The sequence below is a fragment of the Streptomyces sp. NPDC007164 genome (assembly GCF_040634135.1).
GTDB lineage: Bacteria > Actinomycetota > Actinomycetes > Streptomycetales > Streptomycetaceae > Streptomyces > Streptomyces sanglieri.
Window position 1 is genome coordinate 143,655 of the sequence record NZ_JBEYFB010000005.1, and the last position, 11,965, is coordinate 155,619.

Genomic DNA, 11,965 nt, shown 5'->3' on the forward strand with positions numbered 1-11,965 from the left:
TGGTGGTGGGCCCTCCGGAGAGTGAGCGATACCGGCCGGCCTGGTCCGATGGGTGCGGTGGACTGAAAGGGGAACGTCCTCACAGCGGCCGATCCTCCCATACTCAACAGGTGATCACCGGGTATTCAGGATCGAGGATCCTGTCTCTGTGACGGCAGCCCGAGCCTCTCCCGCTCGGCATAGTAGAGCCGCCTGTGCATGTCTTCCGGGGCAGGGTCGGCCGACGGTTCGGCGAGGTCCTCACCGGAACTGACAGGAATGGATATGTGCAGCTGTGCGAGCTCCGCGGCCACCTTCACGAACAGCTCGTCATCGTCGAAGGCGATGTCGTACAAGCAAGCTTCGGAGAAGGTGCGCCCGCCCAATTCCCAGTACGTCGACTCCGTATCGACCTTGATGACCGGCGGCGGCTGCTGGTCCTCCCGCTGCTGCGGGTACAGCCAGTACCCATAGAAGCTGCCGTCCTCGTCCTGGGCCACGGCCTTGAGATACTTGGCCATCCGCTCGGATGCCGCACAGTTGGCCATGATGTCGGGATTGGCGAGCTCCTTCTCGCTGAGATAGCTGGTGTCGATCAGCGGGTGTTGGGCACCGGGCTCCAAGATGGTGATGCCGAACTGCTCGAAGGGGTGTCCGCGACCCTCCCACTGTGCTGTCGCCAGGAGCCGTACGTCCTCGGGCACGGGACGTCCGCCCAGCCGCTCCCGGGAGAACTCTTTCAACCGCTCGTCAAACACAGGTGAATCCTCTCGCTGCCCAGGATGACACCTCAAAGGTTAGGAGGCACCTCTGACAACCGGTGCGCCGCGGCCGGTGACAGCCCAATTGGGTGGGGCGCATCAATGGTGAGGGCGCCCGGGCAGCGGCGTCGGGATCCGGCTCCGTAGTGGTTCGGCCAGCCGTGTTCGCAGTTCAGGCACAGGTATCCCCAATGTTCGCGGAGCGTCGAACTTCGTGATCAAGAAACCTGCACCCGTTCTGTCGGGCTGTCACCGCCAGCATGCGCGCATCCGCACGATTTCTGAGAAGGGCGTCGAGTTGACTTCTCCATATGTGATCGATTCCGACCAGGAACCGTGGGTTCTCGCACGGCGTTTCACGAATCGACTGACCGACGCCCTGGGCGACACTCTCCGTGATGTCGTGGTGGTGGGATCCGCGTCGCTCGGCGACTGGCAGGCGAACAGCGATATCGACCTTGTCTGTGTCGTGGAGCGGGGAATGGATTCACAGGCGTGCGACGCCGTCTCGCCGCTGCACGAGAACTCCGAGCACGAATACGGTCACACGATCGATGCGATGTATGTGACAAGAGACGGCCTGGCCAAGGGGCCTGACGCCCTTCGGTCCGTCGTGGCGTCGGTCGCCGGAACTCTGCACCCCGAGTCGGCGGACGGACCCATGAACTGGGCGACCTGGCTCAACATCGTCCAGTCAGGTGTCCGTGTGCCCCTCGCCGAGGACGGGGCGGTGACGGCGGTGGATCCGAGGAGCGCAGGGCTGCCGATCGAGGAGGAGACCGCGTGCGACGGGGCGATCAGGTTCTCCCGCGCCAATCTCGACAAGTACTGGCGCAACAGGATCACCCTGTCCGAACAGATCTGCCTGAGCAACGAAGCGGACCACCCGGTCTCCGCGTTCGAGGTCGAGTGGATGTCCCTGGGGCCGGCCCGCCTGCTGGCGACGGTGCTCACCGGGCGCATCGTCTCGAAGTCGGAGGGTGGCGAGCTGGCCTCCGGCAGGTCGCCGGAGTTCCGGCAGCACCTCACGCAGGTGCTCGACGCCCGCAGGGGGCCCGAAGCCACCAGGACGTGGGGCCGCGGGGACCTGGAGCGTTCGCTCGACCTCGCCCGCATCTGTGTGCGACTCGGCGCGGGCGGCTAGCCCCACTGCTTTCGCCTGCGGGCGAGGGGATGACGAGGGGATGAAGGGACGAGGTGACGCCCGTGGAGCCGGTCGAATGGTGGGAAGCGTGCGCAGGCGGGTCGCCGGACCCTGAAGAGGGCTCCTAGCCGACCTGCTGCAATGCCCAGTAGTGCGGCTCGATGGGGGTCTGCTTCACCACGAGCCGACCGATTACGTCGGGAGTGTCCACCAGCTTCCCCCATGAGCCGGAGTGGTCGCCGGGGGTGTGCTCGATGTTGGCCCACACCACGCTGCCGGGCCCGGCGGACCCGTAGGAGACGGTCCACTCGGCGTATTTGTCGGTGCAGTTGTCGCTGACCATCACGCGGTGATCCGTCGACACCCTCAGGCAGGTACTCGGGTTCGAGTCAGCCGTGGAGACTTCCATGGTTCCGTTGGGGCGTTGCCGTACCCGCCAGTTCGCCGAGGCGGTGGAGTCGTCCGTGCAGGCGCCCAGCGACACCGCGCCGGTACTCCCGTTCAGCTTCGGCCAGACCAAACACTTGCCGTCCTTGAGAGCCGCGAACCGATAGACCCAGTCGATGGGCGGGGCGGCATGGGGCGGGTTGCGTGAGTGCCGCGGCGGTCGCAACCGCGGCGACCAGGACTGGGATGACGCGTGAACGCATGAGACGGGACTCCTCGAACAGCTGTGAATCGGGCCGATCACACCTGCAGACGTGGTCGACACCCATTGCGCCGGAGGCGGCGGCACCGATCCTGGAGCATCGGCCCACCCGGCAGCAGTCCACGATGGCCGCTGTCACTCGCCTGGCTGAGCCGCGTCACCCAATGGCGTGTTGGCTTGAGGTGGTGCCCTCGTCGATGGGCGCCCGGACATGCCGAACAACGGCACCGTCGCCGAAGCCCGCACCGCACCTCCGCCCAGGACCGGGACGGGAACGCCTGAGAGGCGACGATGCGACGGGCGGGTTCATTGCTCGTCGGTGAGGCCTTGGAGATCGACGGGCTGTGTTCCGTTGAACGTCACGAGGATTCCGTAGGGGTCCGCCAGCCGGAGTCTGCTCTGGGTGAAGCGGATGGCCCAGGTCTGGTCGGCCCACACCGTTGCTTCGGGAGCCGCGATTGGCAACTCGGGAAGGTCCAGCCAGTTCAGTTCTTCGCTTGTGAGCTCAAAGTGCCGTTCCCGGAGCCGGGTGCGGCAGTACTCCAGGGCATGGTCGACGAAAGCGCCGAAGCGGCCCACAACGTCGTGAGCGAGCTGGAGGGTGGACTCGTCCGGCGGGGCCGCCGGCTCGATGACCAGAGTTATGGCGACCTGGTCCGCGTCCGCCGACTCGGCGAAGTAGCAGGTCCAGCAGGCCGACGACGGAGGGCTCTCCATCCGGCCCAGCGCAAGCCCGGCGACATGCAGGGTAGTGGGCAACTGCGATTCGATGCTCGGAACTTCAGTGCCCGAGCCTTTCGGTGGTGCGCCGTTCTCGGACATGGGCTCAAGCCTAGGCCATATGCGGCCATGGCGAAGTTCGCATACGTCTGGGTCTCGGCGACGGTGCAGACCGGTACCGCCGGCACCGTGCAACCGCACAATGGGGCCGGCGAGACGAATGGCCGGCGTTTTTGAGGGGCCCGTCTTCCGACGAGCGTGGCGGCGTGCGGCGTGCGGCGGGCGCCATGCGGCGTGCCACTCCCGCACCTCGACGGCGACTACGCGATCACCGCGATGCGCTCCGTACCCGACTACGCCCGGTACCGGGAACTGGAGCTGATCGCCGGGCAACAGAACCTTCTGACCGCGATCGTCCCTGAGGGGATCCCGCACGGGAACCGGCGGTGTGCTTCAGCCCTCGCGGAGGATGCGTGGATGTCCCGTACGAGGGCCCTGGAGTACCACCGCTCTCTCTGGCATGCTCTCGTCAAGCAACGCGCGTAGAGCGAGTGGAGACCTGAGGAGGACGGGACATGTGTGAGCAGTGCGGTCTGGTCGACGGTGCGGCGGGCGCCCACCCGGATCACCCGGATCACCCGGGTGGCCTCCGGCCGGCGGGGCCGTCACGCAGAAGGCTGCTGCTCGGTGCCGGCGCCGGGTTCGGGGTGGCGCTGACGGGCGTACCGGCCCTGACCTCACCGGCCTCGGCAGCGACGCTCAAGGACGGCCGGTGGTGCAACCCCGCCCGGGGCCACTTTCCCGCAGGCGGTCACTACGGGGCCCCGCGCGGCCCCTACCCGCACGCCGGCCAGGACGTCACCAACTCGACGGGCACGGCCGTCTACGCCGCGGCCGCTGGCACCGTGGTACGCCGGGGAACGGGCGTCCTGTCGGGGCGAACGGGGAACGGCCTGGTCATCGCGCACGGCGGCGGGCGGTACACCTACTACGGGCACCTCAGCGCGTTCCGGATCTCGCTCAACGCGAAGGTCGCCGCGGGGCAGCGCATCGCCGACATGGGTGCCACGGGCCATGTGACCGGCCCCCACCTGCACTTCGAGACCCACAGTGGAGGGTTGGGGGCCACGGTCAATCCGGTCTCCTACCTCGCCGCTCGCGGCGTGGACCTGGGCGGTGGCTGGCCGGTCATCAGCCCCGGTGCCGTGGGTGCGACCGTGAAGGCCATCCAGTATCTGATCACCCGGCGCGGAACCACACTGGTCGCCGATGGCAACTACGGCTCGGTGTCGGTCAAAGCCGTCAAGAAGTTCCAATCGTCCCGTGGTCTGGTGGCGGACGGTCAGGTCGGACCGAAGACCTGGCCGAGCCTGGTCTACTCGCTCCGGCGGGGCAGCTCCGGCGCGCATGTACGCGGCCTTCAGGTGGCCCTCAACAAGCACAGTGCGGGACTTGCCGTCGACGGCGACTTCGGTGCCGTGACCAACTCCGCCTTCCGCGCCTACCAGAGCGCCAACCGCCTGGTCGTCGACGGCAAGGCGGGCCCCAAGTCCTGGGAGACTCTCGTCGGGTGATGGTTCCGGCGGTTGCACACGTACGCGGCGGGGCGGGGTCGATTCTGCGGCTGCGCCACGTCCGGTGGTGTGAGTGTGTTTCGCCAACTGTTCGCGCCGGTCGCTCTGTTGGCGGTGAGAGATGGTTCCGTGGGGTGGTCTGACCGTCGTCGCGACGTCGGTTCGTCGCTCTGGGCGGGAGGCCGTCACCACTGGCGGCGTACGGTCGCCTTGCTGCCGGTCACCAGGCTTGCCGGTGGAACGTCATCGGCCACGACCGCGCCGGCGGCGATCACCGCATCACGGCCGATGCTGACGCCGGGCAGGATCGTGGCCCCGGCGCCGATCCACACGTTCTCCGCCACGTCGATGGGGGCGCCGGTGAGGTACAGCCGTCGCTCCTCGGGATCGACCGGGTGGCCGCTGGTGATGAACGTGACCTTCGGGCCGATCATGACGCGCTCGCCGATCCGGATGCCCGCGTAGTCCAGGAACGTGCAGTTCTGGTTGATGAACACGCGCTCGGCGCGGTCGAGGTCGAGGTTGAGGCCGTGGTCCGTGTAGAAGGGCGGATAGATCGTTACTCTCGGCGGCAGTGGCTTGCCGAGGATCTGTTCGAACAATTCCTCTTTGCCCGCTTCGTCATCGAAAGGCAGGACGTTGAGGCGGGACGTGAGTTCCGTGACCTGGAGGACCCTTTCGGCCATGGCCTGGAACTCGGCGCTGTGGATGCGCATGAGTCGGTCGCTGGACATGCCGTGACTCCTTCTGGGGTGCCGGGGTGCCGGGCTGGACTGGGCAGGACTGGACGGGACCGGGTGGGACTCGCTGGTTGCCGACGGAGGCGGCCGTCGGACAGCCGGTCGAGTCACCTCTGTCGTGGTCGGCGGCTCGTGGTCGGGCACGTGGTCGCGGTCAGGGACGGGGGCAGGGGCGGGGCCGCAGTCCGCGAGCGTTTTCGGTGTTGTCGTAGCCGCGTTGTGGCGTCGTTGCCCAGGACGGGAGCCAGGCCGTGTCGGGGAGTTCTGGCAAGGTTTTGAGGTGGGCGATGATGCCGCGGAGCCCCGGATGTGGACTCGCGCTCGGGAGGATGAGCGAGAGCGGGTACGCGAGGGCCGGATCGACGATGGGGATGCGGCGCAGGTCGTGATTGATCGGCCACATGTACCGGTCGCGTGCCCCGACCAGTGTGGCCACGTCCGCCGACTCCGCCAGGGTGTCCAGGAGTACTTCGTCTCCGAAGTGCGGGCCTGCCGCGTCGATGCGCAGGTCGAAGTCGGTGGCGAGCTGATCGTAGAATTCCGCCCATTCGCTTCGGGGTGCGATGCCCGGCACCCAGATCCGGTGCTTGCGCAATTGTGGCGGCGTCAGCCTTCGCGCGGCGGCGAGTGGATGTCCCGGGCCGACGAGAAGCTCCAGCGGGGTGTCGAACGCGTGGATCATCTGCACACCGGGCGGCAGCGCGGCCGGGTCGGTGACGGTTCGGAACGAGGCATCGATGTCGCCTGCTTCGATGGCGGCGACCACCACGCGTGGGTCGTTGACCCTGAGGGTCACCACGTCGAGATTGATTTCGGGATGCGACCGCCAGTAGTCGTGCAGAACGACGGCCTGTGCGCTTCGCAGGCCCAGAACATCGATCCGGAGGGCCCGGGAGCCCGGCCTGACCGCGGTGACGGCGCGTTCGACACCTGCGACGATGCTCTGCGCATGGGGGAGAAACGCCTGACCGTCGAGCGTCAGCTCGACCCCTCGGGCGGTGCGTGTGAACAGGCGGACTTCCAGCTCGCGCTCCAGGGTGGCGATCCGCTTGGACACCGCCTGCTGTGTCACACCCAACTCGTCGGCCGCTTGCTGGAACTGTCCGAGCTCGGCCGCCCGGACGAACGATCGCAATGCGTTGGTGTCCACCGACTCATCCTAGGGGCGCCCAACCAATCGTTGTGGCTCGCCGGGGACCGGTTGGCCCGAGTGGGTGCGGGGCGCCGCGAGCGGCGCCCTGTCAGGCCCGGCCACGCCCGCCCCGGGCATCGACGTGGGTCAGGACTCCGACGCCCGCCACTCCTCCGCGTAGTTGTCGAAGATCTCCCGCAGGTGATGCCCGATCTTCAGGTAGTCCAGGTCGTCCAGGTTGGCGAGAGAGACGCGGACCGACCACTGCGGGCCCTCGAAGCCGCCCCCGTTGAGGAGCACCACGCCTGTCTGCTGGGCGAGGCGGAACAGCGGGTCGATGGGCTCGTAGTTCTTGTCGAGGAAGGCCGCGAACGACTCGCCGTGTTCGAGTTGGGCCTGTGCCATCAGGTCCAGCTCGATGTAGTAACCGGCGCGGTGCGGGTCATTGGCGATCTTCATCCGGGAGCCCTCCAGCAGGAGTTGGAGGCGCTGCTGCACGATGGCGCGGATCCGCCGCTTGTAGGCCTGGCCCTCGTCGAGCATGCCGAAGAGGGAGAACAGGCCGAGCATGACCTGCTGCGGGAGGGAGAGTCCCGCGGTGTGGTTGAGCGCGACCTGGCGCGAGTCGGCGACCAGCCGGTCGATGAACCTGATCTTCTCCGGTTCCAGGCTCAGCGTTCCGTACCGACTGCTCAGACTGTCCTTGTCCGCCTGCGGCAGGGCGGCGATCTGTTCGTCGACGACGTTGTCGTCGTGCAGGCCGATGACGCCCAGTCGCCAGCCGGTGCAACCGTAGTGCTTCGAGTACGAGTAGACGAGGAGGGTGTTGCGGGGCAGGTCGGCGGCGAGGGACCGGAAGCCGTCCACGAACGTTCCGTACACGTCGTCCGTGACGACGAGCAGGTTCGGGTTCTTCGTCGCGACGATGTCCTTGATCTGGTCCGTCACCCGCCGGCTGAGCGCCAGGGAGGGTGGGTTGGAGGGGTTGACCAGGCAGACCAGCTTGATCTCCGGGTCCGCCAGCTTGTCGATCTCCTCGGCCGGGTAGCGCCACTCGCGCACGCCCGCCTCGGCGTACATGTTGGCCTCCACGTACGTCACGTCGAACTCGTACGTGTCCAGCTCGGGGATCTCGATGTACGGGGTGAACACGGGAACCATCAGCGCGATCCGGTCGCCCTTGTGCAGGATCCCGTTCTTCATGAGTGAGTCGAAGATGTAGCACATGGCGGCGGTGCCGCCCTCGGTCGCGAAGTACGAGAAGTCCCCGGCCGGCGGCTCCTTGGCGAACAGCTCGTCCGAGATGTAGCCGCGGACGATCTCCTGGGTGTGGTGCAGGATGCGGTCCGGCACCGGATAGTTGTCGCCGATCGAGCTGTCGGTCAGTTCGTGGACGAAGGCGTCCTTGTCGAAACCGAAGCGCGTCACCGCCGACTCGACGCATTTCTGGAGGAGTTCGATGCCGGGAAGGCCCGGGTGCTGCCGTACGAAGGCGTCGAAGCGGTCGCCGGAACCCACCAGCTCCGGCATGCCGCCGAGGTTGTCGGCCGTCCACACGCGACGGGACTCGGTGAGCGCGAAGGAGCCGAGTGCGTGGAACGCCTCACGGGGCCCGGTGGCGACCCAGTTCGGGTTGCCGCGGCCCGCGTTGAGCATCTGGACGCTCGACTTGTCCTTCTGACCGGGCCTGTCGGCCTGCGCCTCCTGGGCGAGTTCGATGAAGACGTTCTTCAGCTCGAAGGGGGAGAGCCGGGCGTACTGCTGGATCTGCTCGCGGGTCAGACTCGTCTTGTGCATGGTGTTTTCCTTACGTCCTTGTGCCCGTGAGAGGCGCTCAGTGGTGGAGGAGGACGATCACGGCGCCCCAGATGGTCAGCAGTACGTTTCCGACGGCGTACGGGATCGTGTAGCCGAGCGTGGGAACCTGGGACCGGGACGCCTCGTTGATCGCGCCGATCGCGGCTGTGGTGGTCTGGCCGCCCGCGAGGACGCCCATCAGGACCGGGAAGCGGATCTTCTGGATGTGGTGACCGACGAGGAATCCCACGATCAGGGGTACCACCGTGGCCACCGCCCCGAAGACCAACAGGCCCCAACCCGCCGTGGAGAGACCGGAGGTGAAGCCGGGGCCGGCGTTGATGCCGACGACCGCGACGAACAGGCACAGGCCGAGCGTGTCCATGAACCACTGGGCACCGGGCGGCACATTGCCGTACGTGGGGTACTTGCCGCGGATCCAGCCGAAGACCAGACCCATGATGAGCGCGCCACCGGAGGTGGAAAGCGAGATCGGTACGCCGCCCGCGGTGAGTGCGGGGATGCCGATGCAGCCGCCGAGGAAGATGCCGAGGCCGACCCAGATCATGTCGGTGGCGAAGGATGTCGGGACCGGCTTGCCGATCGCCCGGCCCGCCGGGTCCACGAGCCGTTTCGGCCCGGTGAGGATCAGCGTGTCGCCGCGCTCCACCTTCGTCGACAGGCGGTACGGGAACTCCGTCCCCGACCGGTACATCTTGTCGATGTAGACACCCACCATGAAGGGCTCCTTGCGCAACTCGGCAACCGACTTACCGAGTTGGGCCTTCTCGGAAGCGACCACGTGCAGCGTCTCGGTCCGGTAGCCGAGCAGTTCGATGTCGTCGGTCTCCGCGCCGAGGTGGGTACGGGCGTCGAAGTCGACGAGCGAGCCGCGCAGCGCGCTGAGCGCCACCACGTCGTTCTCGCGCAGCACCGTCTGCTGGGTGTGGTCGAGGACGGCGCCGTCACGGCGCACCCGCGTGATGTAGATGCGGTGGCCCAGCTCCCGCTGTTGCTGCTCGAAGTCGTCGATGGTGCGCCCGACGATGTCGGGGCGCTGGATCGTGTACGCCCGCAGCACCACCTCGTAGTAGCCCTCGTGGAGGTCGGGGTCGTCCTCCGGGGCATCCAGCTCCTGCGCCAGTGCGGCCGATTCGGCGGCGAGGTCCTTGCCGTAGAGCCTCGGCAGTACGTTCGCCAGGAGCATCGCGCACAGGATCGTGCCGAGCGGATACGTCACCGCGTAGCCGATCGCGACGAGGTTCTCCTCGGTCCTGGCCTGCCCGGAGGAGAGCCCCGGCAGATTGCCGATGGCGTCCTGTGCGACACCGATCACCGCGGACTGGGTGAGGGCGCCGCCGAGCAGGCCGGCGCTCAGGCCGGGGCCGTAACCGAGCACGGCCGCGAAGCCCCAGCAGACCAGCAGACCGGTGACGCAGACGATGACGGCGTTGACGACCTGCGGCAGGCCGTCCTTCTTCAGGCCGCGGAAGAACTGCGGGCCCACCTTGTAGCCGAGCGCGAACAGGAACATCGTGAAGAACAGGTTCTTCACCGTTCCGTCGATGGTGACCTTGAACTGGGCACCGAGCAGCAGCCCCGCCACCAGGCAGCCGGTGACGGCTCCGAGCGCGATGGCCCGGTAGCGCAGCTTCCCGAAGAGGAAGCCGATCGCCACGGTGAGGAAGACCAGCAGCTCGGGATGGGGATGGAAGATGTTGCGATTCAGGAAATCGATCATTTCCCGGAGCTCTCCGATCTATCAGGAACCGAGGACGCCGACGAGTACCGGGCCGGTCAGAGGGAGCAGGAAGTTCGAGAGGGCGTAGGTGATGGTGTAGCCGAGCATCGGCACCGACGACTGCGCCACCTGGGTGACGGCGGTGATCGCGGGCGTCGAGCACTGCTGGCCCGCGATGGCGCCGATGAGGAGCGGCTTCTCGATACGGAGGAGTTTGAGGCCGACGACGAGCGAGATCGTCGCGGGGATCAGCACCATGGCGATCCCGGCGAACGGCAGCAGCGCCCCGTACTCCTTGAGCAATGGCCAGGCCTGCGGTCCCGACACCAGACCGGTGCAGGCGATGAAGACCGCGAGCCCCATGTCCTTGATGGTGGAGGCGGCCTGCGGCGGGAACGCCCCGAAGGTCTGGCTGCGCGAACGGAACCAGCCGAAGAGCAGCCCCGAGACGAGACAGCCGCCGCCGGTGCCGAGGGACAGCGGTACGTCGCCGAACTTCACCACGACCTGCCCGAGCAGTGAACCGGCCGCGATGCCGAGCCCGAGGTAGATGAAGTCGGTGGCGTCGTTCTTGACCACGGAGCCGAGCTTCGCGACCAGTTTGTTGAGGCCCGAGCGGGCGCCCACCAGGGTCAGTACGTCACCGCGGTGCACGACCGTGTCGCCGTTCGCCGGCAGTTCCTGGCCGGTGCGCGTGACATCGGTGACGTACACGCCGGACGAGAGGAACTCGGGATTCTCGCGCTGGATCCGGTCGATCGTCTTGCCGTCGTTGGACTTGCGGGTGATCGACACCTGCTCGGTCGCGAGAGGCGAATCCAGACCGGGGACGCCCGGTGTCTCCGGGCCGATGAGCCGCCCCGCCTCGATGGTCTGCGCGCGCCGGCCGACCACGAGGATCAGGTCGGAGAGGGTGAGCCGGAGACCGGGGGAGGGCGTGAGGACCTTGCTGCCGCGTTTGACGGATTCGATGGTGATCCGCTCTTCGAGGGCGGACTCCAGGTTTCCCACGGTACGGCCGTCGGCGGTGGTCACCAGATACGTACGGCCCACCATGGTCGGCAGGGCGGGGCGCTCGTCCGGCTCCAGGGTGCCGCTGCTGCGGGTGCGCTGCCACAGCTCCCGGGCGGCGTCGCGCAGGTTGATGCGCAGCATCATCGGCATGATCTGGCTCGTGTAGAGGACGATCGTGATCAGGCCGAAGAGGTAGCAGACCGTGTACGCGGTGGCGACGTTGCCCTGGTACTCGGACACCTGCTGAGCGGTCAGACCGCTCAGTTTGCCGATGGACTCGGTGGCCGTACCGACGACGGCGGACTCGGTGGCGGCGCCGGCCAGGATGCCCGAGGCGGTGCCGACGTCGAGGTCGAACCACTTGGCGAGGCCGAAGGCGATGCCGAGGGCACAGACCAGTTCGATCCCGCACAGCACGAAGAAGCGCAGGCTCTTCTTGTTGAGGTTGTGGAAGAACTGGGGCCCGGCCATGTAGCCGAGGGCGAAGATGAACAGCGCGAAGAACACGGTCTTCACGTCGTCGGAGACCTGCGCCTTGGTCCAGGCGCCGAGGAGCAGGGACACGATGAGCGTTCCGCAGATGCCGCCCAGGGTCAGCGGCCCGACCCGCAGCTTCCCGAGAAGGTGGCCGAGTGCGAGGCTCGCGAACAGGACGAGCTCGGGGTGGTCCTTGAGTACTCCCACGGCGGCTCAGTGAATCTCAAATAAAGAAAT

General features: G+C 67.3%; 11 protein-coding genes. 3 read left to right on the plus strand and 8 right to left on the minus strand.

What is annotated here, in order from left to right; translation table 11 throughout:
• Nucleotides 1–125: 125 nt before the first annotated feature.
• Complete coding sequence (locus tag ABZ622_RS10880; RefSeq protein ID WP_360542036.1) at nucleotides 126–737, minus strand: hypothetical protein; 612 nt, start codon at nucleotides 735–737, stop codon at nucleotides 126–128.
• Nucleotides 738–954: 217 nt separating this feature from the next.
• On the opposite strand from ABZ622_RS10880, the gene ABZ622_RS10885 reads away from it, so the two are divergent.
• Nucleotides 955–1,884 carry a nucleotidyltransferase domain-containing protein gene (locus ABZ622_RS10885; protein ID WP_360542037.1) on the plus strand — a complete coding sequence of 310 codons (930 nt, stop codon included), beginning with the start codon at nucleotides 955–957 and terminating at the stop codon, nucleotides 1,882–1,884.
• A 124-nt stretch (nucleotides 1,885–2,008) separates the two neighbouring features.
• On the opposite strand, the gene ABZ622_RS10890 is transcribed toward ABZ622_RS10885, so the two are convergent.
• Together ABZ622_RS10890 and ABZ622_RS10895 are read right to left on the minus strand one after the other, a co-directional pair.
• Complete coding sequence (locus ABZ622_RS10890; protein WP_360542038.1) at nucleotides 2,009–2,404, minus strand: hypothetical protein; 396 nt, start codon at nucleotides 2,402–2,404, stop codon at nucleotides 2,009–2,011.
• A 435-nt stretch (nucleotides 2,405–2,839) separates the two neighbouring features.
• Nucleotides 2,840–3,355, minus strand: coding sequence for a hypothetical protein (locus ABZ622_RS10895; protein WP_360542039.1), 516 nt, complete (start codon nucleotides 3,353–3,355; stop codon nucleotides 2,840–2,842).
• A gap of 192 nt (nucleotides 3,356–3,547) precedes the next feature.
• On the opposite strand from ABZ622_RS10895, the gene ABZ622_RS10900 reads away from it, so the two are divergent.
• Together ABZ622_RS10900 and ABZ622_RS10905 are read left to right on the plus strand one after the other, a co-directional pair.
• A complete protein-coding gene (locus tag ABZ622_RS10900) occupies nucleotides 3,548–3,799 on the plus strand; it encodes a hypothetical protein (protein WP_360542040.1) in 252 nt (83 codons plus the stop codon).
• Between the two features lie 161 nt (nucleotides 3,800–3,960).
• On the plus strand, nucleotides 3,961–4,827 hold the full coding sequence (locus tag ABZ622_RS10905) for a peptidoglycan DD-metalloendopeptidase family protein (RefSeq protein WP_360542141.1): 867 nt from the start codon (nucleotides 3,961–3,963) through the stop codon (nucleotides 4,825–4,827).
• Between the two features lie 185 nt (nucleotides 4,828–5,012).
• Here the strand turns inward: ABZ622_RS10905 and ABZ622_RS10910 are convergent, their stop codons facing one another.
• The 5 genes from ABZ622_RS10910 to aspT (ABZ622_RS10930) form a co-directional block, all read right to left on the minus strand.
• Complete coding sequence (locus tag ABZ622_RS10910) at nucleotides 5,013–5,561, minus strand: DapH/DapD/GlmU-related protein (RefSeq protein WP_360542041.1); 549 nt, start codon at nucleotides 5,559–5,561, stop codon at nucleotides 5,013–5,015.
• A 160-nt stretch (nucleotides 5,562–5,721) separates the two neighbouring features.
• Complete coding sequence (locus ABZ622_RS10915) at nucleotides 5,722–6,717, minus strand: LysR family transcriptional regulator (RefSeq protein ID WP_360542042.1); 996 nt, start codon at nucleotides 6,715–6,717, stop codon at nucleotides 5,722–5,724.
• Between the two features lie 129 nt (nucleotides 6,718–6,846).
• A complete protein-coding gene (locus ABZ622_RS10920) occupies nucleotides 6,847–8,496 on the minus strand; it encodes a bifunctional aspartate transaminase/aspartate 4-decarboxylase (protein WP_360542043.1) in 1,650 nt (549 codons plus the stop codon).
• A 37-nt stretch (nucleotides 8,497–8,533) separates the two neighbouring features.
• Nucleotides 8,534–10,237 carry an aspartate-alanine antiporter gene (gene aspT / locus ABZ622_RS10925; protein ID WP_360542044.1) on the minus strand — a complete coding sequence of 568 codons (1,704 nt, stop codon included), beginning with the start codon at nucleotides 10,235–10,237 and terminating at the stop codon, nucleotides 8,534–8,536.
• 21 nt (nucleotides 10,238–10,258) lie between these two features.
• Nucleotides 10,259–11,935, minus strand: coding sequence for an aspartate-alanine antiporter (gene aspT / locus ABZ622_RS10930; protein WP_360542045.1), 1,677 nt, complete (start codon nucleotides 11,933–11,935; stop codon nucleotides 10,259–10,261).
• Nucleotides 11,936–11,965 lie beyond the last annotated feature (30 nt).